Annotated in this window: 23 protein-coding genes; 15 read left to right on the forward strand and 8 right to left on the reverse strand. The window is 61.1% G+C overall.

Translation table 11 applies throughout. The annotated features are described in order from the left end of the window. Positions 1-56 precede the first annotated feature (56 nt). The 5 genes from HMPREF3145_RS02140 to HMPREF3145_RS02160 all read right to left on the reverse strand — a co-directional run bounded on the left by HMPREF3145_RS02140 (position 57) and on the right by HMPREF3145_RS02160 (position 7,175). On the reverse strand, positions 57-1,742 hold the full coding sequence (locus HMPREF3145_RS02140; RefSeq protein WP_070421622.1) for an ABC transporter ATP-binding protein: 1,686 nt from the start codon (positions 1,740-1,742) through the stop codon (positions 57-59). Beyond that, entirely contained in the window at positions 1,739-2,689 is a 951-nt protein-coding gene (locus HMPREF3145_RS02145; protein ID WP_070421663.1) for an ABC transporter permease, read from the reverse strand. The genes HMPREF3145_RS02140 and HMPREF3145_RS02145 overlap by 4 nt, the downstream gene beginning before the upstream one ends. Before the next feature lie 37 nt (positions 2,690-2,726). Further along, positions 2,727-3,653 carry an ABC transporter permease gene (locus HMPREF3145_RS02150; RefSeq protein ID WP_070421623.1) on the reverse strand — a complete coding sequence of 309 codons (927 nt, stop codon included), beginning with the start codon at positions 3,651-3,653 and terminating at the stop codon, positions 2,727-2,729. A gap of 119 nt (positions 3,654-3,772) precedes the next feature. Next, complete coding sequence (locus tag HMPREF3145_RS02155) at positions 3,773-5,350, reverse strand: peptide ABC transporter substrate-binding protein (RefSeq protein ID WP_070421624.1); 1,578 nt, start codon at positions 5,348-5,350, stop codon at positions 3,773-3,775. A 223-nt stretch (positions 5,351-5,573) separates the two neighbouring features. Continuing rightward, entirely contained in the window at positions 5,574-7,175 is a 1,602-nt protein-coding gene (locus tag HMPREF3145_RS02160) for a peptide ABC transporter substrate-binding protein (protein ID WP_070421625.1), read from the reverse strand. A 216-nt stretch (positions 7,176-7,391) separates the two neighbouring features. On the opposite strand from HMPREF3145_RS02160, the gene HMPREF3145_RS02165 reads away from it, so the two are divergent. The 5 genes from HMPREF3145_RS02165 (at position 7,392) to HMPREF3145_RS02185 (ending at position 13,069) form a co-directional block, all read left to right on the forward strand. Further along, positions 7,392-8,351, forward strand: coding sequence for a DUF808 domain-containing protein (locus HMPREF3145_RS02165; protein ID WP_070421626.1), 960 nt, complete (start codon positions 7,392-7,394; stop codon positions 8,349-8,351). A 20-nt stretch (positions 8,352-8,371) separates the two neighbouring features. Continuing rightward, positions 8,372-9,448: a hypothetical protein gene (locus HMPREF3145_RS02170; protein ID WP_070421627.1), complete on the forward strand. Its 1,077-nt coding sequence runs from the start codon at positions 8,372-8,374 to the stop codon at positions 9,446-9,448. Positions 9,449-9,501: 53 nt separating this feature from the next. Next, the gene (locus HMPREF3145_RS02175; RefSeq protein WP_070421628.1) at positions 9,502-9,921 is read left to right on the forward strand and encodes a cupin domain-containing protein; all 420 of its coding nucleotides are present in this window, start codon (positions 9,502-9,504) and stop codon (positions 9,919-9,921) included. Between the two features lie 127 nt (positions 9,922-10,048). Next, positions 10,049-11,551 carry a DUF4185 domain-containing protein gene (locus HMPREF3145_RS02180; protein ID WP_070614106.1) on the forward strand — a complete coding sequence of 501 codons (1,503 nt, stop codon included), beginning with the start codon at positions 10,049-10,051 and terminating at the stop codon, positions 11,549-11,551. 33 nt (positions 11,552-11,584) lie between these two features. Then, complete coding sequence (locus tag HMPREF3145_RS02185; RefSeq protein ID WP_246817464.1) at positions 11,585-13,069, forward strand: DHA2 family efflux MFS transporter permease subunit; 1,485 nt, start codon at positions 11,585-11,587, stop codon at positions 13,067-13,069. Between the two features lie 41 nt (positions 13,070-13,110). Here the strand turns inward: HMPREF3145_RS02185 and HMPREF3145_RS02190 are convergent, their stop codons facing one another. Further along, positions 13,111-13,626 (reverse strand): pyridoxamine 5'-phosphate oxidase family protein, encoded by a 516-nt coding sequence (locus HMPREF3145_RS02190; RefSeq protein ID WP_070421631.1) that lies wholly within the window; start codon positions 13,624-13,626, stop codon positions 13,111-13,113. 46 nt (positions 13,627-13,672) lie between these two features. On the opposite strand from HMPREF3145_RS02190, the gene HMPREF3145_RS02195 reads away from it, so the two are divergent. Then, a complete protein-coding gene (locus tag HMPREF3145_RS02195; RefSeq protein WP_070421632.1) occupies positions 13,673-14,449 on the forward strand; it encodes a spermidine synthase in 777 nt (258 codons plus the stop codon). Between the two features lie 16 nt (positions 14,450-14,465). On the opposite strand, the gene HMPREF3145_RS02200 is transcribed toward HMPREF3145_RS02195, so the two are convergent. Further along, entirely contained in the window at positions 14,466-14,957 is a 492-nt protein-coding gene (locus HMPREF3145_RS02200) for a 2'-5' RNA ligase (RefSeq protein WP_070421633.1), read from the reverse strand. Between the two features lie 38 nt (positions 14,958-14,995). Here HMPREF3145_RS02200 and HMPREF3145_RS02205 point away from each other — a divergent pair, with 38 nt between their 5' ends. From HMPREF3145_RS02205 to HMPREF3145_RS02225, 5 genes are all read left to right on the forward strand, one after another. Beyond that, positions 14,996-16,015 (forward strand): hypothetical protein, encoded by a 1,020-nt coding sequence (locus HMPREF3145_RS02205; RefSeq protein ID WP_070421634.1) that lies wholly within the window; start codon positions 14,996-14,998, stop codon positions 16,013-16,015. After that, positions 16,012-16,299 (forward strand): hypothetical protein, encoded by a 288-nt coding sequence (locus HMPREF3145_RS02210; RefSeq protein ID WP_070421635.1) that lies wholly within the window; start codon positions 16,012-16,014, stop codon positions 16,297-16,299. Before HMPREF3145_RS02205 ends, HMPREF3145_RS02210 begins: the two co-directional genes overlap by 4 nt. 118 nt (positions 16,300-16,417) lie before the next feature. Then, the gene (locus tag HMPREF3145_RS02215) at positions 16,418-17,629 is read left to right on the forward strand and encodes an ABC transporter substrate-binding protein (RefSeq protein ID WP_070421636.1); all 1,212 of its coding nucleotides are present in this window, start codon (positions 16,418-16,420) and stop codon (positions 17,627-17,629) included. Beyond that, positions 17,629-18,711: a FecCD family ABC transporter permease gene (locus tag HMPREF3145_RS02220; RefSeq protein WP_083279338.1), complete on the forward strand. Its 1,083-nt coding sequence runs from the start codon at positions 17,629-17,631 to the stop codon at positions 18,709-18,711. The genes HMPREF3145_RS02215 and HMPREF3145_RS02220 overlap by 1 nt, the downstream gene beginning before the upstream one ends. A 4-nt stretch (positions 18,712-18,715) precedes the next feature. After that, the gene (locus HMPREF3145_RS02225) at positions 18,716-19,468 is read left to right on the forward strand and encodes an ABC transporter ATP-binding protein (RefSeq protein ID WP_070421638.1); all 753 of its coding nucleotides are present in this window, start codon (positions 18,716-18,718) and stop codon (positions 19,466-19,468) included. Positions 19,469-19,524: 56 nt separating this feature from the next. Here HMPREF3145_RS02225 and HMPREF3145_RS02230 read toward each other — a convergent pair whose 3' ends face one another. Next, positions 19,525-20,298: a MerR family transcriptional regulator gene (locus tag HMPREF3145_RS02230; RefSeq protein ID WP_070421639.1), complete on the reverse strand. Its 774-nt coding sequence runs from the start codon at positions 20,296-20,298 to the stop codon at positions 19,525-19,527. Positions 20,299-20,349: 51 nt separating this feature from the next. Here HMPREF3145_RS02230 and HMPREF3145_RS02235 point away from each other — a divergent pair, with 51 nt between their 5' ends. From HMPREF3145_RS02235 to HMPREF3145_RS02250, 4 genes are all read left to right on the forward strand, one after another. Beyond that, the gene (locus tag HMPREF3145_RS02235; protein WP_070421640.1) at positions 20,350-20,844 is read left to right on the forward strand and encodes a DUF1707 SHOCT-like domain-containing protein; all 495 of its coding nucleotides are present in this window, start codon (positions 20,350-20,352) and stop codon (positions 20,842-20,844) included. 37 nt (positions 20,845-20,881) lie between these two features. Further along, on the forward strand, positions 20,882-21,976 hold the full coding sequence (locus HMPREF3145_RS02240) for a hypothetical protein (RefSeq protein ID WP_070421641.1): 1,095 nt from the start codon (positions 20,882-20,884) through the stop codon (positions 21,974-21,976). 82 nt (positions 21,977-22,058) lie between these two features. Then, complete coding sequence (locus tag HMPREF3145_RS02245) at positions 22,059-23,570, forward strand: HNH endonuclease signature motif containing protein (RefSeq protein WP_070421642.1); 1,512 nt, start codon at positions 22,059-22,061, stop codon at positions 23,568-23,570. Positions 23,571-23,590: 20 nt separating this feature from the next. Continuing rightward, positions 23,591-24,139, forward strand: coding sequence for a DUF488 domain-containing protein (locus HMPREF3145_RS02250; protein ID WP_070421643.1), 549 nt, complete (start codon positions 23,591-23,593; stop codon positions 24,137-24,139). Positions 24,140-24,142 lie beyond the last annotated feature (3 nt).

Below are 24,142 nucleotides of genomic sequence, written 5' to 3' on the forward strand. Positions count from 1 at the left end.
CTTATCGACGACGTCCCGCATCGGTGCGGTGGCGTCGTCGATAAGCAATTATGCTCCTAGCCGCGCCCCAACTCGATGTGGAGACCCGGCACGGAATCGATCAGGTTGCGGGTGTAATCCGCCTGCGGGTCGGCGAAGATCGCATCCGCCGGCCCCTGCTCCACAACCTTGCCCTGGCGCATCACCACAATGTCGTCTGCGGTCTCGCGGACCACAGCCAAGTCGTGGGTAATGAACAGGTAGGACAGGTTCATCTCGGCCTGCAGCCCCTTGAGCAACTGCAGAATCTGGTCTTGCACAAGCACGTCGAGGGCCGAGACCGCCTCGTCGAGGACGATGACCTCCGGGCCCAACGCCATCGCACGCGCAATCGCGATGCGCTGACGCTGACCGCCAGAGAGCTCGTTCGGGTAGCGACGCATCGCGGACCTCGGCATCTGCACCATGTCCAGCAGCTCCGCCACGCGAGCGTCACGCTCCTTACGCGAACCCACCTTGTGCAGGCGCAACGGCTCCTCGATGCAGCGGTAGATCGAGTACATCGGGTCGAGCGAACCGTACGGGTTCTGGAACACCACCTGCATCTTGCGACGCAGATTGAACAGTTCCTTGCGGTTTAACTCCGAGATGTCGCGGCCCTCGAAGTACACGGTGCCGCTGGTCGGCTCAAGCAGGCTTAGCGCCATGTTGGCCACAGTGGACTTGCCGGAGCCAGACTCACCCACCAGCGCAAGCGTGGTGCCGCGGCGAAGATCGAAGGACACCTCATCGACCGCGCGCAGTGTCTTCTTCGCACCCTTTTGGCCACGGACGTCGAACTCCTTGACCAGGTTATCCACCCGGATGACCACGTCCTCCGGCTTGGTCTCGGCCACCGTGACGTCTTCATCCTTCAGCGCAGCGTGCGTACGCGCGGCTGCCAGCGACGGAGCCGCGTTAACCAGCCTGCGGGTGTACGGATGCTTCGGGTTGCGCAAAATATCCAGGCTCGGTCCGCGCTCAACCACACGGCCGCGGTGCATAACCAGCAGGTGGTCAGCGCGCTCTGCTGCAAGCCCCAGGTCGTGAGTGATGAACAGCAGCGCGGTCTGGGATTCCTGGGTGAGCATCTCAAGGTGGTCCAGGATGCGCTTCTGCACGGTCACATCGAGGGCAGACGTGGGCTCGTCGGCAATGAGCAGCTCCGGGTTCGCAGCCAAGCCCATCGCGATGAGTGCGCGCTGGCGCATGCCACCGGAAAACTCGTGCGGGAACTGACCCGCACGACGCTCCGCGTCCGGCAGGCCTGCATGCTCAAGCAACTCGATGACGCGCTGGTGGCGCTCGGAGCCTTCGACGATGTTGTTCGCCTTCAGCGACTCCTCCACCTGGGTACCGATACGCCACACCGGGTTCAGGTTAGACATCGGATCCTGCGGCACCAGACCAATCCTGTTGCCGCGAATCTTCTGCCAGCCCTTCTCATCGAGCTTGGTCAGTTCCTCGCCGCGCAGCTTGATCGAGCCGCCAGTGACCTTGCCGGTGCCAGGCAGCAGGCCGAGCACCGCCATGGCGGAGGTGGATTTGCCCGAACCGGACTCGCCCACGATCGCGACCTTCTGGCCCGGGTAGATCGTCATATCGAAGTCACGCACAGCCTCAACCACACCCGTGGAGGACTCGAACGTGATGCGGAGGTCGGTCACCTCAAGCAGCGGCTCGGGCGCGCCAGTGTTGTTGGCTTTACCGATTGCCGTGGTCATCGCTTCCTCGCCTTCGGATCAAGGGCGTCGCGCACAACGTCGCCCATCATGATGAAGCTCAGCACCGTCAGTGCGAGCGCAATTGCCGGGTAGAACAGCACCATCGGCTGGGTGCGTAGCGACGCCTGCGCAGCCGAAATATCGCCACCCCACGACACCACCGTGGACGGCAGACCGATGCCCAGGAAGGACAGGGTCGCTTCGGCCACGATGAACTGGCCGAGCGCAACCGTGGCGTACACGATCACGGGCGCCGCGGCGTTCGGCAGGATGTGGGAGGTGATGATCTTCCAGTCGCTCGCCCCCACCGCGCGGGCGGCGGTGACGAACTCGTCGTTCTTAATCCCCATCACTGCACCGCGGGTGATGCGGGCGATCTGAGTCCAGCCGAACATGGACAGCGCGAATACCACCATCCAGATCGAGCGCTTGTTCTGGAACATGGACATGACGACGATCGCGGCCAGCACGAGCGGCACCGCGAAGAAGATGTCAGTCAGACGCGACAGCAGTGTGTCCCAGATGCCGCCGAAGTAACCGGCGATCGCACCGATGAGGCCACCAAGCACGGTCACGATCAGTGTGGTCAGCACGCCGACCGTAACCGATGCGCGAGCACCGTACATCATGCGCGAGTAAATATCGCAGCCTTGACGGTCAAAGCCGAAGATGTGCCCGTCCGTCGGCCCGTTCAGCGAGCGCGACAGCATGCACTCGCGCGGATCGACGCTGGTGAACAGACCAGGGAACACAGCGACGGTGACGGCAAGCAGGATCAATACTGCAGAGAACCAGAACAGCGGCCTGCGACGCAGGTAGTTCCAAGCTTCAGCCCACTGGCTGGTGGGTGTACCGGCATCCGGCACAGCATCAACTGCGCCGAGGCCAGTCTCATCGGTCTCTGCGACGTAGTATTCCTGACCGCGCAGCACCCCAGCATTGGCCATCGTGCGATCAGCCGACATTTCAGGTTGTGGAATGGAATTAGTCATAGCGGATCCTTGGGTCGAGTACTGCGTAAAGCAGGTCAACGATGAGGTTGGCAACGATGTAGATAATCACCAGCACAGTGGTGATCGACACGACGGTCGCGGGCTCGCCCTTAATGATCGACTGGTAGATCGTGCCACCGATACCGTTAATGCCGAAGATGCCTTCGGTCACAATCGCGCCACCCATCAGCGCACCAAGGTCAGCGCCAAGGAAAGTCACGACCGGGATCATGGAATTGCGAAGCACGTGGCGAGTCATCACGGTACCGTCGCTCAGACCCTTAGCTCGCGCGGTACGGACGTAGTCTGCGCGAAGGTTTTCGCTCACGGACTGACGCGTCAGCCTGATCACGTACGCGCACGACAGCGCACCAAGCACGATCGCAGGCATGAGCAACGCTTCAAATGACTCATTGCGCCCCACCGTTGCAGGCAACAGTCCCCACTTCACGCCGAAGAGGTACTGCATGACAAAGCCGATCACGAACGACGGGACGGCGATGACGATCAGCGATGCGACGAGAATCGTGGAGTCGAAGACACCGCCGCGGCGCACACCGGCGATCACGCCGAAGATGATGCCGAACACAGCCTCAAACGCCAGCGCCATCAAACCGAGCTTGATGGTCACCGGGAACGCGTTGGCCATGACCGACGCGACGGGCTGGCCGGAGAAGGTCTTGCCAAAATCGCCCATGAAAATGCCCTTGATGTAGAGCAGGTATTGGACGATAAATGGTTTATCAAGGTTGTATTCCGCTTCGATGCGGGCGCGGGCGGCCTCGGACAGGCCGCGGTCTCCGCCAAGCGCCTGTACGGGGTCGCCCGGCATGAGGAACACGAGGGCGTAAAGCAACAGTGTGGCCCCGAAGAAGACGGGGATCATTTGGAGCAGTCGCCGCCCGATATAACGCAGCATGGTTCCGGGCTCTCCTTTTCCATGTGAGTCGGGACGAAAACCAGTATTGAGTGTGAAACGAGTAATGACCCGCCGCAAAATGCGAACGGGCCACTTTGCGTGGTTGCTTAGGTTACCACTTAGTTTTTGGTGATCTGATGCAGCACCGGAAGTGAGCGCCAGGAGAACGCGACGTTCTCTACGTTTTCGGAGTAGCCACCTGCAACGTTGGAGTACCACAGTGGGATCGCTGGGAGATCCTCAAACAGAACCTTCTGCACCTCGTTGTACTTTTCAGCGGCAGCCTCCGGAGAAGCTGCGGTTGCTGCTTCTTCCAGCAGTGCGTCGACTGCCGGGTTGGAGTAACGCGCATAGTTCGAGGAAGCACCCGTGCCGTACAGCGGGATCAGGAAGTTACCCAGCGACGGGTAGTCAGCGCTCCAGCCGGTACGGAATGCGCCCTTGACAGCGTCGTTGTCCATATCGTCGAGCATGGACTTGAAGTCCGGGTAGGCGTTGCCCACTGCCTCGATGCCGATGGCGTTGCGGATGGAGTTCGCAACAGCATCGACCCATGCCTGGTGGCCACCATCGGAGTTGTAGGAGATCTCCAGGTCACCGGTGTACGGGTTGATCTTGTCGGCTTCCTCCCACAGGCGCTTTGCCTCCTCCGGGTCGTACTTGAGCACGTCGACGCCCTCAAGGTTGTCGGAGTGGCCCGGGATCACCGGTGCGGCAAAGTCGGTCGCCGGGGTGCGGGTGCCGTCGAAGATGGTCTTGGTGATCTGGTCGCGGTCGATCGCCTTAGAGATTGCCTGGCGACGAAGCTTGCCTTCCTCGCCGCCGAAGTGCTCTTCGTTCTCGTTGATGGTGATCGACTGGAATGCAGCGGCTGGCTGGTTCACAGCGCGCTCGCCAAGCTCGTCTTCGAAGTTGGCCAGTGCAGAATCCGGCACAGCATCGAGCACGTCGAGATTTCCGGAGAGCAGGTCGGCATAGGCCGCGTCCTGCTGGGCGTAGAAGATGAAGTTCACGCCGTCGTTCTGCGCCTTGCGATCACCCTGGTACTCCTCGTTCGGCACCACGATGGCGTCCTGGTTGTGGTTCCACTCCAGCAGCTTGTAAGGGCCGTTCGAGATCGGGTTTTCGCCGTACGCTTCCATGTCGTCGAACGCAGACGGGTGAAGCGGCGAGAATGCCGTGTAGCCGAGGCGCTGCGGGAAGTCAGCCTCCGGCTGCTCGAGCTCGATGGTGAAGGTCTTGTCGTCGATAACCTCCAGGCCCTCGAGCGGCTTTCCGTCCTCGTAGCCCTTGATCGGCTCGAAGAAGTACGCGTTCATCTGGGAGTTCTCGACTGCGTAGTTCCACGCGTCGACGAAGTCCTTCGCCGTCACCGGGGTACCATCGGCCCACTTCGTGTCCTTCAGCGTGACACGGTAGGTCTTCTCACCCTCGAGATCGATGGACTCTGCGAGCTCGTTGTGGCTTTCGCCGTCCTTGTCGTAGTAGGTCAAACCTGCGTACAGGACATCGACGATGCGGCCGCCGCCAGTCTCATTCGTATCTGCGGGCAGCAACGGACGCTGCGGCTCGGAACCGTTGGTCAGAACGTAGTTTCCAGCTCCGTCGGCAGAATTGTCGGCGGAGCCACCACATGCGGCAAGGCCGAGCGCCAGTGCGCCGGCGCCGAGGGCGGCAACTGCTTTCTTGATATGCACCTTGACTCCTTGTGTCTTTTCATGTTTTCGCATGTTGTGCTGTCAAACACTCAGCGTGCTCTAAGGAGTCCACCACAATAAACGTAACCTCCCATAATCCGGCCGCCCCGCGCGTGCGGTCCAATGGACCGAAAAATAGAAACTGCGCCGCCACAACCCAGGGGGGATGTGGACGGCGCGGTCGTTGCCGTTGTCGCGAATCTAATTCGCCAACAGCGGGGTGTTACTTCTTGGTGATCTGGTAGTAGAGCGGTACCTGGTTCCAGCCGAAGACAACGTTGTCAACGTCCTCGGAGTAGCCACCGGTCAGGTTCGAGTACCACAGCGGGATTGCTGGCAGATCCTTCAGCAGGATCTCCTGCGCCGCGTTGAGGTCCTTCACGGCTGCTTCCTGGTCTGCTGCACCGTTGGCCTTCTTCAGCAGGTCGTCGAACTCAGCGTTGGAGTAGTCGCCGTCGTTCGAGCCTGCGCCGGTGCCGTACAACGGGCCAAGGAAGTTGCTCAGCAGCGGGTAGTCTGCCTGCCAGCCGGTACGGAATGCGCCTTCGATGGTGCGGTTGGTCACGTCATCGCGCAGGGACTTGAAGTCCGGGTACGCGTTGCCCACTGCCTCGATGCCGAGGGTGTTGCGGATGGAGTTCGCAACAGCATCGACCCATGCCTGGTGGCCACCGTCAGCGTTGTAGGAGATGGTGAACTCGCCGGTGAACGGTGCGATTGCGTCGGCTTCAGCCCACAGACGCTTCGCCTCCTCCGGGTCGTACTTCAGTACCTCAACACCGTTGAGGCTGTCGGAGTGGCCCGGCAGCACCGGGGAGGTGAAGTCCGTGGCCGGGGTGCGGGTGCCGTCGAAAATCGTTGCCGTGATCTCCTCGCGGTTGATCGCACGCGAGATTGCTTGACGACGAAGCGCACCCTCCTCACCGCTGAAGTGGTCGGCCTTCTCACCGATCGTCATGGACTGGAAGATCGCTGCCGGCTGGTTCACTGCACGGTCGCCGAGCTCGTCTTCGAAGGTGGCGAATGCAGAGTCCGGGATGGCGTCGAGGACGTCCAGGTTGCCGGAGAGCAGGTCGGCGTAGGCGGCGTCCTGCTGCGCGTAGAAGACGTAGTCCAGGCCGTCGTTCTGGGCCTTGCGCGGGCCGTCGTACTCAGCGTTCGGGACAACAACTGCGTTCTGGTTGTGGTTCCACTCGGACAGCGTGTACGGGCCATTGGAGATCGGCTTCTCACCGTACGCCTCGATGTCGTCGTATGCGGACGGGTGCATCGGGAAGAACGCCGTGTAGCCAAGGCGGCTCGGGAAGTCAGACTCCGGCTGGGTCAGCTCGATGGTGAAGGTCTTGTCGTCGACAACTTCGAGGCCTTCGAGCTTCTTGCCCTCCTCGAAGCCCTTGATCGGCTCGAGGTGGTACGCGCCGAGCAGCGAGTTCTCTACCGTGTAGTTCCATGCGTCGACGAAGTCCTTGGCCGTGACTGGGGATCCGTCGGACCACTTCGCGTCCTTCAGGGTGACGCGGTAGCCTGCGTCGCCTTCCGGCTCGATGGACTCGGCGATATCGTTTTGCACTTCGCCGTCGCCGTCGTAATAGACCAGGCCTGCGAAGATCTGGTCGATGATGCGGCCGCCACCGGTCTCGTTGATGTTGCCCGGTACGAGCGGGTTCTGCGGCTCCGAGCCGTTGACAAGAACGTAGTTGTCGCCACCGCCGTTGTTGGTACCTTCAGCGCCACCGTCTGCAGAATCGTTTGAGTCACCGCAGGCGACCAGACCGAGCGTCAGAGCACCGGCGCCAAGAATCGCCGCTGTCTTCTTCAGTTGCATGTGTTCTCCTTCGACCAAGTATGGAGCCAAGGAATGTCCTGTGGCTCACAATTTGGATGTCCATGTATTTCACCACACTTGACGGTCGCCCGTGCGAAGTTTCACAAATATCTTTTGAAACGCTGTGAGCACCGTGTGTCAGGAGGTACGTGCAATACACTCAAGGCCCGTGGCGTTTGCGTCGCAAAGCAGTTGCACCTGTATGAAAGGACCCTCATGGCCGGTGGCCTCCTCGCACTTCTCGACGATGTCGCACTGATCGCACGACAAGCCGCGGCAAGTGTCGACGATGTCGCCACCCTGACCGCAAAAACATCCACGAAAGCAGCCGGGGTTGTAATCGACGATGCCGCGGTCACCCCGCAATACGTCTCCGGTGTTACCCCGGCGCGTGAGCTTCCGATGATCTGGCGCATCACCAAAGGATCCCTGCGCAACAAACTGCTGTTTATTCTGCCGATCGCGCTGCTGCTCAACGCGATTGCACCGTGGGCATTGGTCCCGATCCTCATGCTTGGCGGCGCATACCTGTGCTTTGAGGGCGCGGAGAAGATCGCCCATAAGCTTTCCTCCGACGCCGAGGAGCAGCAAGAACAAGCGGTCAATAGAACAGAGCAGGACGAGGATTCCCTGGTCAACAGCGCGATCCGCACGGACTTGATCCTTTCTGCGGAGATCATGATCATCGCGTTGGACGAGGTCAAGGACCAGTCAATTTGGATGGAGGCCGCAGTACTGCTCGCGGTTGGCATTTTCATCACGTTTGCCGTCTACGGCGCTGTGGCGCTACTAGTGAAGATCGATGACATCGGCCACGGCATGATCAAGCGCGGCAACGCACCGAAAACCGGTCACGCACTGGTGAAAGGCATGCCGTACGTGCTTAGCACCATCGGCGTTATCGGCACTGTTGCGATGCTCTGGGTCGGCGGTCACCTCATTGTTCGTGGCCTCGACGAGGTCTTCGGCATTGACTGGCCACACCACATCATCGAAAAGGGTCAGGAACTCGTCGGTGGCGGTGTGCTTGGCTGGTTCGTGGACACCGGCGTCTCGCTCGTCGTTGGCCTGATCGTCGGCTTCATCATCGTCGGCATCGTCACTGCTGTGGGCAAACTGCGCGGTGGTGACGCATCCGAGCGCTCCCAAGAGACTGCCCCGACGGACGCTGCGTAGGCTGCGCCTACAATGCGCCCATGGCACAAAAGCTTTACCCACTGGCTCCATCCACATGGGGTGCGGCCGTTGAAATCCCCGTAGATCACGTCTCCCAAGCGGCGTTGTTCTCGGATTTCGCTGGTAAGCGGGGCACCTCCTACGTGCCCGTCGTGCTTGAGGCGAACCCCCTCAACGCCTCGTGGCGTTTGCGGCTACACAATGCAGCATCGCAAAACAGCATGCTGGCTGGACCAGTGCTCGGGGAAGTTTCGCCGCAGTGGCGTTCGCTTTTCGACGAGGTGGAGCGCGTCCACTCCTCAATCCTGAAACCCGTCGCCCTGGCGGCAGTGAAGTTGGAACGCGACATCGGCCAATTCGAGGTCAACTTGTTGCTGCCCGAGCCCCAGTTGACGGTTCCGCGCAACAACGCACCTGAGACCGCCACTGTCCTGCGTGCCGGCGACATGTTGGTCATCGACACCACCGAAGGGGAATTTAACGCGGCAGATCTAGCACACCGCTCCCCTGGCCAATGGTTCGTCGGATTGCAAGCGCTCGGCGACACCGCCGTCGCGACCCTGGATGGCAAGGTGCTCGGCTCGCTTGCGGAGCCCGAGGTCGTCGAATGGGTTCGCTCCTACGAGCACGGCAACCTTTGGGCACGCGCGATCCTGCTCGACGGCATGGCGGCGCTGGATGCCGCAAGCCCGGACGAAGGCACCGACACCGTCCCGCCGCTATCGGCGGCGCCGGCACGCCAGATCACGCCGTGGCAAGTGATCGACTTTCCAGACGGCAGCTGGGCCATCACCGTGGAGCGCGACGCAGCGATCGACCCCCAAGACACGGTGCACCCGAAGCACACCGCACGCTATGTCTCGCTCGAGGGCAAAGGCCGCCCAGACGAGCTCGACGCACCGACGGAGATGTTCGCGCGTCTCGACGAGACCGAAACACCCGACAAGCCCACAGCGCCCGCAGCGCCCGCGAAGCGCCCGGACGCAACACGAGTTGCGCAGAACGACCGCCCAGAGGGCTACCTCACCGAGGTGGAGAAGGTCCAGCTCAGGAGGCGGAACCGGAAGCGTCGTCGTGGTGGAAGGCATCGTCGATAAGCAAAAGCTCCTATGGTGGGAACCGTAACGAACCCGAAGTTTAAGGAGCGATCATGGCTGACCATGGACCGAATCCGTACGTCGTTGACATTGAAAAGGCGACGCTTGATAACGAGGCGTTCCGCGACACCCTGTGGACCGGCAAGTTCCTGCAGCTGACCGTCATGACCATCCCGCCGGGCGGCGAGATCGGCGCTGAGATCCACGACGGCCATGACCAGTTCCTGCGCCTCGAAGAAGGCGAGCTGCGCGCAATGATCGGCGCATCCGAGGACGACCTCGAAGTCGACGAAGTGATCAAGGATGATTGGGCAGCATTCGTCCCGGGCGGCAAGTGGCACAACTTTGTCAACGAGTCCGACAAGCCGGCAAAGCTGTACTCCATTTACGCACCGCCAGAGCACAAGCCGGGCACCCGCCACGAAACCAAGGCGGACGCGGATAACGACCCGGATGAACACGACGCTGTCTAATCCAAACACAGGCAGCGTACAGCAATAACGTCACGGCCCCGAGCACCTGCCGGGGCCGTTTTCGTCTGCTACATTCTAAGGGCTTATTCACACGCAATTCGACATCTTTGTTTAAGAAGGCCCTCCCATGCGTTTCCCCTCTCGTCGCAACGCTTTGCTGTGTGCAACCACCGCAGGCAGCTTGCTCCTCGCCGGTTCCGTATGCGCCCCCGCGCACGCTCAGTCCAGCCTGAGCTCTTCTAGCTCGTCTGGTTCGTCCGGCTCGTCGCGACCCTCATCACCGTCAAACGAGTCCTACACGTTCCCGAAACCACCTGAGAAGCGTGCGTCCGACCCTGTGACCATGCCCGACGGCACAATCGTGCAGGTGATGGACGATGTGCTGGGCAAGTATTCGAAGCACGTCGGGTTTAAGGACGGCGACCTGGGTGCGATGGCGCCACTGAACAACAGCAAGGAGTTCGCCATGATCTTCGGCGACTCCTTCCGCGAATCCATCAAGGGCCCCAAGAACGAATGGTTGAGCCCGGTTGGTGTTGTGGCGAAGATGAACGACGACGGGTTCATTGAGATTGTCCGCCCCCTGAACAACGGACGCCGTGTGGAAAGCCTGGTGTCGTACCACCACACCGACAACCTGACGCTTATCCCGTCGGATGTGATCAACCTCGACGGCACCTTGTACATGCAGGGCATGTGGAACAAGGGCATCGGTAACGTGCTCTACACGGAGATCTGGAAGTCCACCGACAACGGCCAGACCTGGAAGTCGATTTCCAAAACCCCAACGAATTACATTCCGGGAGGCCTCGGCGACCTGATCACCTGGGAGAAGGGCCCGGACGGCTACGTGTACGTGATGTCGAGTGCCTTCACCCGCAAGGAAAAGGTTTTCCTTTCGCGCTTTAAGCCGCAGGACATTGCGGATCGCAGCAAGTGGGAGCTCTACGACTACTCCGAACCCGACGCCGACAAGAAGTGGAGCAACGTCGCTGCCCCAATTCTGTCGGACGGTGTCAAGGCCGGCGAGATGAACCTGCGCTACATCAACGGTCACTGGGTGCTCGTGATGTTCAACGAGGAGAAGCTGGCCATCGAGGTACGCATCTCCGACACGCTTGAGCAAAACTGGGACAACGTGCCCGTGGCGACGATTGCCAAGCACGGCTCCTGGCTCAGGCCGCAAAATCCCAAGAACTGGTCGCAGCCTTACGGCGGCTACATCGTGCCTGGGTCCACGATTGACAACATGGACATCGTCGTCTCCCAGTGGAACACCGGCACGAACGACCGCTACATGTCCACCCAGTTCAACGTGAAGGGCCTGGACACCTTCTTCGGCATCAACATGGATGAGGCTATCGAGGACGACAAGGTCCTGGAGGTCGAAGAGCACGCCGCCACCGACACTCCGGACATGCAATCCGAGGAAAACCTGGTCCAGAGCAAGCCGGAGACGCTCCTGTCCTCCGAGGACAACGACGCTCTGCGCACCACAGGCATCGTGTTGGGCGTCGTCGCCGCACTTGGCGCGGCTGGCATGCTGGTGTTCCCGTATGTGAAGGACCAGATCCCGCAGCAGGTCGTCGATATGCTTCCGCCTCAGATTCGACAGATGCTCGGCCTCTAGCCACCCCTGGGAAAGCCCAGTATCATCTCGGCAGTGACTGTCCCTGTAAAGCGCTCGCCGTGGCCTGCTCTGTGGAGCATGATGCTGGGCTTTTTCATGATTTTGGTGGATTCCACCATCGTCTCCGTAGCCATCCCGGCGATCTCTGACGGGTTGGAGGCGTCATATAACGAGGTGTTGTGGGTCAACAGTGCTTACCTGCTCGCCTACGCGGTGCCGCTGCTGATCACGGGGCGTCTCGGGGACCGCTTCGGGCCGCGCACGATCTATCTGATCGGCCTGACAATCTTTACTGTTTCTTCGCTGGCGTGTGGCTTGGCGGGAAGTTCGGCTGCGCTCATCGCCGCCCGCGCTTTCCAAGGTTTGGGTGGCGCGCTGGTGACGCCGCAGACGATGTCGGTGATGATCCGCACGTTCGCGCCGAAGGAACGCGGCGGCGCCATGGGTGTGTGGGGTGCGACTGCCGGCCTTGCCACGGTGACCGGACCTCTGCTGGGCGGTGTGCTTGTCGACGCCGCCGGGTGGCCCTGGATCTTCTACGTCAACGTCCCAATCGGCATCATCGGCCTCATCCTGGCCTGGATATTTGTGCCGAAGCTGGAGCAGAATAACCGCCACTTCGACTGGCCCGGGGTGGTGCTCAGTGCGCTTGGCATGTTCTGCCTCGTCTTCGGCGTGCAGGAGGCCCAGCACTTCGGCTGGGACTGGCGCGTGTGGACCCTGCTCGTCGTTGGCGTTGTTGCGATGGTGTTCTTCTTCCGCTGGCAGTCACGCCAATCCACGAACGCATTGGTGCCGCTTGCACTTTTCGACGACCGCAACTTCTCCCTCGCCGCCTTCACCATCTCCACCGTCGGCTTCGCGGTATCCACTTATGTCATTCCGTGGATGATCTACATCCAAACCGTCGGCGAGCTCTCCCCTACCCACGCCGCATTGCTGATCTTGCCATCCGGCTTGGTCTCCGGCGTGTTGTCGCCGTACATCGGCAGACTCACTAACACGCACGACCCGAAGCCGTTCGCCATAGCGGGAATGACGCTGGCGGCGCTGAGCATCGGAGCAACCGCACTGATCACAACACCTGGGGTTGACCCGAACTGGATGTATGCCATTTCGGTGATCTACGGCGTGGCCAACTCGATGATTTGGGGGCCACTTTCCATGATTGCCACCCGCAACCTGGACCCAAAGTTGGCGGGTGCCGGTTCGAGTGTGTACAACACCACCCGCCAGATTGGTGCAGTGATCGGATCGGCAGCAATTGCCGCGATGATGTCCGCGCAGCTCGATTCGCGGTTGGGTACACACGCGGGTGCGAACGGCGGCGCCGCGGAGACACCGCCAGCATCGCCAACTGCATCGCCAACGCAGGTTTCCGGCCCCCTTCCGGAGTTTTTGCACGAGCCGTTTGCGGCTGCGATGGCAACGTCGATTTGGTTGCCGTGCCTCGTTATCGCCACCGGCGCTCTGACTGCCTGCTTCTTTGCAAAAACCAAGTCCTGGGGCAGCGCCTAGAGAGGTAGGACCGTAGCGGAACAGCGCCTAGGTTGGTGCGCTTAAGGGCGCGGCATGATGCGAACGCGGTCCCAGTCACCGTGGTCATTGAGCACGTAGGCCACGCGATCCGAGTTCGAGCGGTCGTCCCAAAGGTTGAAAAATTCGAAGTGGTTCGGCTCCACCCGCCAGAGGTTGAAGCGGTCACCATCGACAACGCGCGACGCAGCGCCGCGGATGCGCACTGCCCGGCGCATGGGCTGCCACCAGAAATTCAGCGCAGCGGCCCAGCTCTTCTCAAGCTGGTCCACCTTGGCCGTTCCTGTCGCGGTTCCGAAGTGGAAGCCGTCGGAGTTGAGGTACAACAGGTCAACAACTCGCGCATCGGGTTGACCCTTGTCGTCCACTGTGGCCACGGTTACCGCAGTAGGGTCGCCGACTTCGTTCTCCACGGCTTCTTTAAACCACGTGGCAAACAGTTCGTTCGGGTCGGCAGGAATATTGTCGGGATCAAACTTTCCCAGCGAGATATGTTGCTTGGGCAGCTCACCGATATAATCCTGCGACAAGTAGATCATGCAGCGATCGTAACAACTGGTCCGACCCTGTGCTGGTATTTCCCTTATGAACTCCTCACGGCGTAAACCTCGTGCGCCAAAGCGACGCATCACGGGCACCTACCCCATTGCTTCAGGCCACGCGGCCATCATCGCGGATCCGGACCGCGACGGCGGCTACACGTTAGAGGTGAATAACGTCCCGTCGTCGTATGTGGTGCCCGGCGCGCCCGAGGTGTTGGAGTACGACTACATGCGGTGGATCGCGGGGTTTATCCAGGGGTTTGTGGAGGACCGGCCCCTCGCGCCGTTTGCTGCGGTGCATCTGGGTGCTGCGGGGTGTGCGTTGCCGAGTTATGTGCAGCATCGGTGGCCGAGCAGCAACGTTGCGGTGGAGCTGGATGGTCAGTTGGCGCGGTTGGTGCGCGATGCGTTTGATCCGCCGGTGGCGATCAAGGTGGCGGAGGCGCGCGCGTTTACGCATGCGTTGCTGGAAGGTTCGGTGGATGTGATTGTGCGCGATGTGTTCGCTGGCCCGGACACGCCCCGCCCACTAACCACGGTGGAGTTTTATCGGGCAGTACATCGAGCGTTGTGTCCAGGTGGGTTGTTTGTGGCGAACATTGGAGATGCCGCTGGTCTTGCACGCACGCGTGCGGAATTAGCGGGTTTGAGCGAGGTGTTTCGCCACACCATGGTCGCGGCAAGTGCGCCGGTGCTCGCCGGCGGCGCGTACGGCAACGTGGTGGTCGCGGCGTCTGATCAGCCGTTGCGGTGTTGTGCTGACGTGCCGTCGAAGTTGGGGCAATTGCTTATCGACGACACCCCGCCCCACCACGACTAACCCACCGCAAGGGACTTCAGAGCCGTAACTCAGTGCCCAGCGACGGCTGGTAGAGCGCGGCGTATTCCGCGGTGAGTTCTTTGAAGTGCGGGGATGTGACCTCGGCTAACGCTGCGATGTAGTCCGGCACCATGGCCTTGGGAATACGCAGTCCCATGGTCAGGTGCGGGATCCAGCGAGCGCCGCGACCGTCCGGGTTGGCGGCGCTGACGCGCTGGGCTGCCGTGTCGAGGGATTCGGGGGCTTCAAGCAGCCAGGCCACGGTTTGTTTGGATTTGGTGCCGAAGACGACGACCCCGGTTCGTCGTAAAGCAGCTGGCAATTCTGGCGGCAGGATGACTGCCGCCTCCCCGATAGCGTTGCGGTGCATTGTCGGTGCGAAGGTAACCGAGATGTGCGGCCGTTGGTGCTGCTGCGGGAAGCCCCGCTCCGCGAGCTCCGCGTAGATCTGCCGAACTGCGCGTTCTTCCTCCTCCGGGATGCGCAACAAAATATTCTCGGGTGACACGCCAGTAGCGTACCTATTTACATGCGTATTGTGGCTGCATGAATCCTTTCGAGCGCGCGCTGGCCGCCGCACCCGATTACGTTCCGTCGTATTTATCCAAGGTTTCACCGGGGGACTTTTCGCTTATAGGCGACACCTGGCAGATCCACGCCCGCACCTACACCGGCGGCGACGCCGTGTATGGCTTGCGCCTCGGCGAGGACGACACTGTGGAGACCGTGACCATCAACGGTGTGGTCACGCCCGATATCCCCGAGTTGCCGCAGCGACCGGTGACGCTTCTGGACTGGTACGACGCCATCGTCTACCTCGACGGCTGCGGGCGCGAAGCCGACCGGCAGGATCCGCGCTGGCACGGCGACGATCTGGATTCCGAACTTCAGCGCGCCGAGCACAACGTGGTCGAGGTGTCCTACACCCCGGTGCGCCTGGAAGCGTTCGCCGACCCGAAGGCCTGCGAGGACTACCTCAACCGTGTCCTTTCCTCCAGCCCAGTGCGAGTCGAGGTACGCGAGCTGTCCTGGCCGGGCAATGCGACACAAACCGGGCTTGGGGATGCCAGCCTGATTGCCGACACCGGCCATCCCGACGCATACTCCCCAGGCCCCTACACCACCTCGATCGAGCCAAACCAGTGGTACGAGATCCTGCAGGACATGGGCTACGCCTCCTACGTCTACGCCCAGTACATGGACGCCGCCGCAAGCACTCAGCCAACCCAGTGTGGTGCGGCGACCGCGTACCGGATCTCCGACCTGCCCGAATACGTCACCTTCGAACCGTCGGCTGAGTACAACTGGTGGGCACTGTGCTTTCCCGACCTGAACTTCATGCTCAAGGTCTCACCCGCCGCCACGCTGCTGTACATCACGGTGGATAACAACGGGGGAAGTGTGGTCGTCGAAAATAGGCACCAGGGGCCGTACGCCAAACGCCACGAACTCCAGGAACGATTCCAGCGCAGGTGGGGGCATCTTGCCGACGACTCCATCCCGCACACCGACGCCGAAATCGACGCCGCAATCGCGACCGCGCTCAAAGCCATTGGGGGTAAATGATGAGCACACGCTTCACAACCGACACCGTCGATTCGCTGCCACCGATGGACACCGACGACGGCTGGTCCCACAAGGGCTGCAACTGGACCAACGCGCCGTGTGGCGACACCGCACAGTACTTCGTGTCCTATCCCTGCCCCGAACATGGCTCAGCGCACGCGGGTGAAACGCTGCTGTTCTGCCCGCGCCATTACGCACTCAGCCTGCTGTACGTGGCCGAGGTCGCCATGCCCGACGGCGACCTGGACTTCGCCGACCTCGTGCTGGAGCACGGGGCGCTCTAAGCGATCCCCCAGCGTCCCCCTAACTCACCCCCAGACACTTGACGCCAAGCCAGGCTTGCCTTACCTTAACTCCGAGGCTTGTAAGGTAAGCCTAATCAATGTTTAGAAAGGTACTGGGTTGAAGCTCATCCAGCGCGCAGGGGTAGCCATTGTCTCCGCTGCAACAGTTCTCGGCCTCGTCGCATGCTCCGGCGAGACCCAACCACAAGACACCACCGCAACGTCGGCGACATCCGCCACGGCGTCCTCGACACGCAAGGCGGACGGTAGCGTCCACGTCACAGACGCTGCGGGACGCACTCTCGAATTCGACGAGCACCCCGACCGCATCGTCCTCGCCGAAGGACGCGCGGTCTTTGCTACCTCTGCTCTGCAAGATGACCCATTCGACAACATCGTCGCCTACGGCCAAGACCTGTTTAAAGCCGCGCCCGCATTCCGCGAGAAGCTTTTCCAGCAGTTCCCGGAAGCCATCGACATGCCCATGATCGGCTCGATTCAAAAGGGTGACGTCACGGTGGAAAACCTGCTCGCACAGGATCCGGACGTAGTCATCATGACGCTCGACCAGAAGAAGGCCACCGAAGAAAGCGGCTTCCTGGCGGACATGGACGCCGCCGGCATCACGTACGCCTTCATCGACTTCCGCCAAAAGCCACTGGAAAACACTACCGTTTCCATGTCCCTGCTCGGCGCCCTGCTGGACAAGGAAGATCGGGCAGCGAAATTCAACGACTTCTACGACACTAAGGTCCGCACTGTGACGGACCGTGTCGCAACCATCAAGGACCGCCCCGACACCTTGGTGTGGACTGCAGCCGGGTTCACCGACTGCTGCAACGTCGCAGGCGATGTCCACCTGGGCACCCTGGTCACCGCTGCAGGCGGGCATAACCTCGGACCTGATGTCATCAGCGTTGACTCTCCAAAGCTCACCGCAGAGAAGCTGGTAGAGATCAACCCGGAGAAGCTCATCGTCACTGGTGGTGAGTGGGCCCGCGATCCGAACAAGACCGAGCAGTTCCAGCATGTCGAACTCGGTTACCAGGCCGACGCCAACACAGCACTTAAAACCTGCTCTGGTCCGTTGGAGATCCCCGGCATCGAGCTGCTCGACGCCCCGAAGAACGGCAACTATTACGCCATCTACCACCAGTTCTACGACAACCCGTTCAACGTGTTCGCCCTCGAAGCGATTGCGAAGTGGCTGCACCCCGAGGAGTTCAAGGACCTCGATCCGGCAAAAGAGTTCGAAGAGTTCCACGACGAATGGCTGCCGTACGACTACAGCGGCACCTTCTTCGTCAACGCGTCGGACGCTAACTCCTAATGGCTACAGCGGTAACACCTCCAGTCATGTTTGACGAGGCAGAGGCAATGGAGGCGATTGCGACGTACCGGCAACGGGGTCGTCGCAAAGCAATCGCGATTGCGGGGCTCACCCTCGCCGCGGTTGTGAGCTTCCTCATCGCAGTCATCGTCGGTCCGTTGGACATTTCGCTCGGCCAGGTTTGGAATGCGGTTTTCCGCCCTGAACTTGTCGACGAGCAAACGCGCACCGTCATCCGCACCCTACGCCTTCCGGCTGCGATCATGGCAGTCCTCGTCGGCGTAGCACTGTCGCTCGCAGGCGCGCAGATGCAGACAATCCTGGACAACCCGCTAGCGGAACCGTTCACCCTCGGTATCTCCGCAGCGGCAGCCTTCGGCGCGGCAATGTCCATCGTCATCGGTTGGGTGGTGTTGCCGAACGCTCAACTCAACTTGGCGTTCACCGCAGCATTGTCGGCACTTGTCGCAGTCGCCATCGTTGCTGCGGCCGCAGTATGGAAAGGCGCAAGCGCCGAATCGATGATCCTGCTCGGCATCGCCCTATCGTTCCTCTTCCAGGCGCTACTTTCGCTGTTGCAATACGGCGCGAACACCGAAGCGCTCCAACAGATTGTGTTCTGGACAATGGGCTCGCTGCAACGCGCGAACTGGACCACCACGTCCATTCTTGCCGTGGTTATTGCAGTCGCCATCCCGTTTTGCGTTGCCAATTCATGGCGGCTTACAGCGCTTCGGCTTGGCGACGACCGAGCCGCCGCCCTCGGTATCAATGTCGCCCGCCTCCGCATCACCACCCTGCTCGTCGCTTCAGTGCTCGCAGCAGCCTCGGTGGCGTTCACCGGCATCATCGGTTTTATCGGTCTCGTCGGCCCGCACGTGGCCAGGATGCTGGTCGGCGAAGACCAAAAGTTCTTCCTACCCGCCTCAGCTGCAGCTGGGGCAATGCTGCTCAGCGTCGCTTACGCCGTATCCCTTTCCATCATCCCGGGCGTGGCGATCCCGATCGGCATCATCACGGCGCTCGTCGGCGTGCCATTCTTCATCTTCCTCATTTTCACCCGCAACCGGCGGAAAGGCTGAAACCATGGCAGTCCAAGTAGACGACCTGACAGTGAAATACGGGCGCAGCACCATCCTCGACTCCATGTCGTTCGGCCCACTAACTGAAGGCAACGTAATCGGCCTGCTCGGCCCAAACGCCGCCGGAAAATCAACGCTGATCAAGACCCTGGCAGGCATTAAAACGCCAACGTCCGGCACCTGCACAATCACTCTCGACGGTGCGACTGTCTCCGACGCTAACCGCCCTCACGTCGTCGGTTATGTACCACAGGATCTGCTCACTGGAGCCTCGCTCACCGCGTTCGAGTCCATCGTGATCGCAGCCCGGCGCGGCGGTGGCTCCACCGAAAATCCCGTCGATGCCACAGCACGCATCATGAGCCGGCTCGGAATCACAGCGCTTGCAGACCGCATGATGTCCGCCATGTCAGGCGGCCAGCGACAACTCGTCGGCATCGCACAGATGTTGGTACGCGAGCCTCGCATCTTGCTTCTCGACGAGCCCACCTCCGCCCTCGACCTCCGCCACCAAGTCGACGTCCTCCAGCTGGTCCGTGAGGTCATCGCAGGCACCGACAAGCTGGCAATCGTCGCCATCCATGACCTCAACCTCGCTGCCCGCTACTGCGACGAGCTACTCGTCATGAAAGGCGGCAAAACGATCACCCACGACTCACCCAACGATGCATTCACACCCGAACTGTTGGAGCAGGTCTACGGCATCCGCGCCAAAGTGCTCCACGACGGCAACGTTCCTGTCATTTGCCCAGTGTAGGTACCAGCACAGATCCAGGGCAGGTCCGGGGCGATCATGGGAGTTGAAGATACGGATTACCCCCACTGCGGGTTGTCCACATCCACGCCGGCATTCTTTGCGTGCGCGGTGATCAGTTCGAGCAGGTAATCCTGCGCGCCATCGTAAGCGGCGTGGAAGCGGTCGTCGCCGACGTACATGCGGGCCAGGATGAGCTGGCGCGCCGGGGTGACGTCGTACCACTGGCCGATGCTCGCGCGGTGACGCTCCACCAACGCCTCGGCCTCCTCGGAGCCCGGCGCGACGCCGGCATCGCGGGCCGCGACTAGGTCCTTAGCCAGCGCGTCCTGCTCTTCCTGGAGGCGCTTGAAGTCGCCGTCACCCATCTGCGCCAGCTTCTCCTGGGACTGCGCCCACTCGGGCGTATCGCCCCAGCGCTGCTGTGCTTCCTCCTGGTAGGCGGGCATGTTCTCGCCGAGGTACTTCTTCATTGCGTCCATGTTGATCGCTCCTTGTGTTGATTCGTTGATGAGTTGTTCGACAGAGGCGAGTTGTTCCTCGAGGGCGTCTCGTCGAGAAGCAAGTGCCTGTTTGTGGTGTTTGAGGGCGTTTGCGAGGGTGTGCGGGGAGGCGCTGAGAAGCGGCGCAATCTCCGCGAGTGGCACGCCAACGCCGCGGTAAAGCGCAATAGCTGCGCCACGTTCAAGATCCGCCTCGGTGTAGATGCGGTGGTCCGCCCACGTGCGCTCCGGTTCGATGAGCCCGAGGGTTTCCCAGTGGCGTAGGGCTTTCGTGGATACACCAAGCGCCTGTGCTGCTTCGCCGATCGTGTACTCGTTATCCTCTGTCATGCATGTGATTGAACAGGTTGCCGCAGGGGCAAGCACAAATTGGAGGCAAACATGGACGATGTGCGTGTAGGCGATTCGGAGCGCTCAGCAGCCCTGGACAGGTTGGGCACACTGTTCGCCGACGGCTACCTCGACGTGAGCGAGTTCGAAGAACGCACAGGGCAGGCTGCAGTAGCGCGCACACGTGGCGAGCTTGCAACGCTTTTCGACGATCTCCCAGACCAACCTGCAGCCCCCGCAAAGCCGTCCGTTTCTGAGATCGAACTGGAGCAAAAACTCGCGGCGAAAAAGAAGATGGATGCCGCCATGGTCGCAACCGGTGTCCTCGGCGCCCTCACATACTTCATCCTCCAAATTGGCTTCGACTGGGATTACGCGTGGGCAGTCTGGCCGATAACTGGTGTTCTGATGATCACCTGGTTCCCCGTGTTCAACATCTCTGAAGAAGAGGATGAAGTCCTCGAAGAGCTGCTACAAAAGGACAAGAAGGAACGCGCGAAGCGCCTCAAGCTCGCGTACGAACGCCGCAAAGAACTTGGGAAATAGCCGGATATTTCCTGTGCACGGCGGTTAGAGTTGACGCATGATATTGCGTCGCGCCCTTGCGCTTGTTGCTGCCAGTTCCGTTGCGTTCGTCTCCGCCTGCGCGGGTGGGGATTCACGGGAGACCGTGGTCGAGACCTCCGTGAAGTGGGTCAACCCTGACGGCTCGGAGGTTGAAGGGGAAGATGTGTCGGATGGTGAGAAGGGGTCGTCGACAAGCAATTGGCGCGAGCTGTACGAGAAAGTCCTCGACGCGCCTGGCGAGCAAATTTTCGATGTTCCGCTGGCCACGGATGGCGAATTAGACTTCACGCTGAACGGTAATTACAACTATGCGCTCGTTGAAGCCAACGGTGGCGGAAACCCGGAGCTGCTGCTCAGCCAGTGGGGCGACAACATGCACTCGGACCGTTATGCCAGTGTCTTGGTGTTCACCACGGACGGTGGGTCGCTGGAAGTTGCTGATCAATCACTCGTATACGGCGCTGCTGGTGCCGGGGGTTTCCGGGCTGGTCTCTATGCCTCCCAGCTCGAGCGTGGCCTGTACCAGACCACGCACTCTTCGGGCACGGGCGAGGGCCAAAGTACCTGGGTGGATCTGGAGGGCGCCTCGTTGGTTGCATCGCAGGAATCCTCTGATTTCTACGCTATGAATCCGTCTCCGCTACACCTGGTCATTGACTGGATGACACTCGAAGACCGAGCACCGCTTGAAACTGGCGAACTTACCGTTCACCTGGAGGAAAGCACTGTCGAGCGCGTCGGTGGCGAGGACGTTGTTATCGAGGGCACTGTGGTGATGAAAACTGGTGCCGAGCTGCAACCCGAAGGCATGCCAAACGGCGAGGACCCCTCGAGTGAATACTTCCTGCTTGAGCTGGATTCTCCCCAGGAGTTCACGGATTACAACCACGCCGGATCCGCGTACACAAAGTCCACGGATTCCGTGGCCCTGGGGCGTCGGGAAATCGGCGCCCGTGGCCACCAGTACCTCCAAAACCTCGATTGGGAGAAGGTCGTTGGACAACGCGCCCGACTGACCGTTGCGCCGCAGTACATGCACTTCCAGACCGACGCTGGAATGCCGGTTGGTGCGCTTCGCGTTGGGCGCTACGAGAGTGTGGAGATTCTTTAAATGTTCGAATGCGTGTTCGAATGGGTCGGGTTGATGTCGTGAGGGGTTGATAGGTTTATGACAACTCACGAAAGGAGGGGCCATGACCAGCACCATCACTCAATGCGTCAACGAGATTTCCGCTGCGCTTCGCACATTAAGCTCGCTTTTCGACGACCCCTCCACCCTCGCATTCAACGACATCCGCCGCGACATGGAACGCCTGGAAGAACAATTTAAAAAGAAGGCAACCATCGACGCCGCATTCGCTTTTATTGCCGAACGCGACGACGCCGGCCGCATCGTTGGCGCCAACTACCCCAACGCATACCTCCAGCAGTACCTCGACCTGTCGAAGGGCGAAGCCTACAACCGCCTCGAGCGCGGACGCCTGCTGTTTGGCCCACCGCCGGAACCTGCCGCTCCCCCTGTGGAGGAAGAACAGGATGACGACCTTTTTGGTGCTGCGGACGAGGACCGTCAGGAGCAGCAGGACCGTCAGGAGCAGCAGCAAGACGACGCCCGCAAGAACTCCTCCCAAGTCAGCGCCGAAAAGCAAGACATCATCCGGCGCGAACTGGACAAACTTCTCAAGGCCGCCGCCGGCGAGCGCACCCGCATCTACGCCGACGCCATGGCCGAAGCGCTCCTGCGCAGCCCGGAAGACCTCCGCCAGTTCGTCCGCCGCGCCGTGGCCGAAGCGAACCGGAAGCACGCTCCCCACTCGAACCCGAATGCGGGGTATGAAAACCGAGGTTTGTCGTTTGGTCGTCGTAAAGCAGATGGCACCGTAGACATCCTCATCAACGCCACCGCCGGCGCCGCCGCGTTGATCAAGGCGCACGCGGACAAAGGTCTCGCGCCGAACTCCAACCTGCCCGCCGACCAGCACAACGAGGTCGATTCCCGCACCCCACGACAGCGGCGCTTCGACCAGTTCTTCGCCATCTTCCAGCAGTACGAACAGGACTGCCAGAAGAAGAACGGTGGCGCGGCCTCGGTGGTGATCTCGATGACGCTCGACGACCTTGCCGACGGCGACGCCTCCATGCTCTACGACACCAACACCGGCATCGAAGTCGACTGCTTCGACCTCATCCGCCTCGGCATGGACGGAACCACCGACTTCCTCCTCCAAGTCGACGGCGTCACCTCAGTGCCACTGTGGATGGGCCGGACCACACGACTCGCGTCGGTCGAACAGCGCATCGCAATGTTCGCCATCCAAGGCGTGTGCTCCTGGCTCGGCTGCACGACCCCAATGACGGAGTGCGAAGCCCACCACATCCTTGCCTGGATCAAGGGCGGCAACACGGACATCGAAAACCTCACCGGACTGTGCCGCGAACACCACAGGTGCAACAACGACAACAGAGACGGCTCCTTGAACAAGGGGTACATGGATTACGACCCCCAAACAGGCAAAGCCGGGTACCGAAAACACCCCTTTGACCCGCTGAAATACAACCAATCAGTACCCGCGAAACACTCCGCAGTCAGCAGAATTTACGCAGCCAAAGGAAGATGCGACTGCGCCCGGACCGGGACACTCGACCCTGCCCTTTACCCGCCGGGTTACCCACCTGGTAGCCCGCCAATACCCAAGGGCGCCTAACGGTGCCTACCCTCGAAGGCATGCGTATCTTCACCGTCGGCCATTCCAACCTCGAGTTTGACCAGTTCACTGACATGCTCGAGGCTTCCGGCGTGCGCTCCATCGTGGACGTGCGCAAACTCCCCGGCTCCAAGAAGTACCCCTGGTTCAACGACGCCCACCTCGCCGAAAACCTACCCGAGCACGGCATCGCCTACTCCCGAAGCGAAGGCCTTACCGGGCGGCGCAACGTCTCCAAAACCATCCCCTTTGAGGTCAACGGAAACTGGCGCAACCGCAGCTTCCACAATTACGCGGACCACGCGCTTGGCGACGAGTTCGCGCAAGCCCTCGCAGAACTCAGAGACCAGGCCATCGAAACCCCAACGGCGATCATGTGCTCGGAAGCAGTGTGGTGGCGCTGCCATCGCCGCATCATCGCCGACCACCTCCTCGCCCACGGCGACGACGTGCAGCACATCATGGGCATGACCCAGCACGGCCCCACCCTAACCCCCGCGAAGCTCAACGACGGCGCCACCGTCGGCGACGACAAAAAGGTGCGCTACCCGGCGAAAGAAACCGAGTAGCAC

Source organism: Corynebacterium sp. HMSC05C01, assembly GCF_001807155.1.
Taxonomy (GTDB): Bacteria; Actinomycetota; Actinomycetes; order Mycobacteriales; family Mycobacteriaceae; genus Corynebacterium; species Corynebacterium coyleae.

Excerpts from the sequence above, each read along its gene's own strand:
- HMPREF3145_RS02190 (WP_070421631.1), bottom strand. The coding sequence starts at position 13,626 with ATGATCTACTTGTCGCAGGATTATATCGGTGAGCTGCCCAAGCAACAT.
- HMPREF3145_RS02180 (WP_070614106.1), top strand. The coding sequence starts at position 10,049 with ATGCGTTTCCCCTCTCGTCGCAACGCTTTGCTGTGTGCAACCACCGCA.
- HMPREF3145_RS02165 (WP_070421626.1), top strand. The coding sequence starts at position 7,392 with ATGGCCGGTGGCCTCCTCGCACTTCTCGACGATGTCGCACTGATCGCA.
- HMPREF3145_RS02225 (WP_070421638.1), top strand. The coding sequence starts at position 18,716 with ATGGCAGTCCAAGTAGACGACCTGACAGTGAAATACGGGCGCAGCACC.
- HMPREF3145_RS02140 (WP_070421622.1), bottom strand. The coding sequence starts at position 1,742 with ATGACCACGGCAATCGGTAAAGCCAACAACACTGGCGCGCCCGAGCCG.
- HMPREF3145_RS02170 (WP_070421627.1), top strand. The coding sequence starts at position 8,372 with ATGGCACAAAAGCTTTACCCACTGGCTCCATCCACATGGGGTGCGGCC.
- HMPREF3145_RS02175 (WP_070421628.1), top strand. The coding sequence starts at position 9,502 with ATGGCTGACCATGGACCGAATCCGTACGTCGTTGACATTGAAAAGGCG.
- HMPREF3145_RS02220 (WP_083279338.1), top strand. The coding sequence starts at position 17,629 with ATGGCTACAGCGGTAACACCTCCAGTCATGTTTGACGAGGCAGAGGCA.
- HMPREF3145_RS02235 (WP_070421640.1), top strand. The coding sequence starts at position 20,350 with ATGGACGATGTGCGTGTAGGCGATTCGGAGCGCTCAGCAGCCCTGGAC.
- HMPREF3145_RS02150 (WP_070421623.1), bottom strand. The coding sequence starts at position 3,653 with ATGCTGCGTTATATCGGGCGGCGACTGCTCCAAATGATCCCCGTCTTC.
- HMPREF3145_RS02145 (WP_070421663.1), bottom strand. The coding sequence starts at position 2,689 with ATGGCCAATGCTGGGGTGCTGCGCGGTCAGGAATACTACGTCGCAGAG.
- HMPREF3145_RS02195 (WP_070421632.1), top strand. The coding sequence starts at position 13,673 with ATGAACTCCTCACGGCGTAAACCTCGTGCGCCAAAGCGACGCATCACG.
- HMPREF3145_RS02205 (WP_070421634.1), top strand. The coding sequence starts at position 14,996 with ATGAATCCTTTCGAGCGCGCGCTGGCCGCCGCACCCGATTACGTTCCG.
- HMPREF3145_RS02250 (WP_070421643.1), top strand. The coding sequence starts at position 23,591 with ATGCGTATCTTCACCGTCGGCCATTCCAACCTCGAGTTTGACCAGTTC.
- HMPREF3145_RS02160 (WP_070421625.1), bottom strand. The coding sequence starts at position 7,175 with ATGCAACTGAAGAAGACAGCGGCGATTCTTGGCGCCGGTGCTCTGACG.
- HMPREF3145_RS02230 (WP_070421639.1), bottom strand. The coding sequence starts at position 20,298 with ATGACAGAGGATAACGAGTACACGATCGGCGAAGCAGCACAGGCGCTT.
- HMPREF3145_RS02240 (WP_070421641.1), top strand. The coding sequence starts at position 20,882 with ATGATATTGCGTCGCGCCCTTGCGCTTGTTGCTGCCAGTTCCGTTGCG.
- HMPREF3145_RS02210 (WP_070421635.1), top strand. The coding sequence starts at position 16,012 with ATGATGAGCACACGCTTCACAACCGACACCGTCGATTCGCTGCCACCG.
- HMPREF3145_RS02245 (WP_070421642.1), top strand. The coding sequence starts at position 22,059 with ATGACCAGCACCATCACTCAATGCGTCAACGAGATTTCCGCTGCGCTT.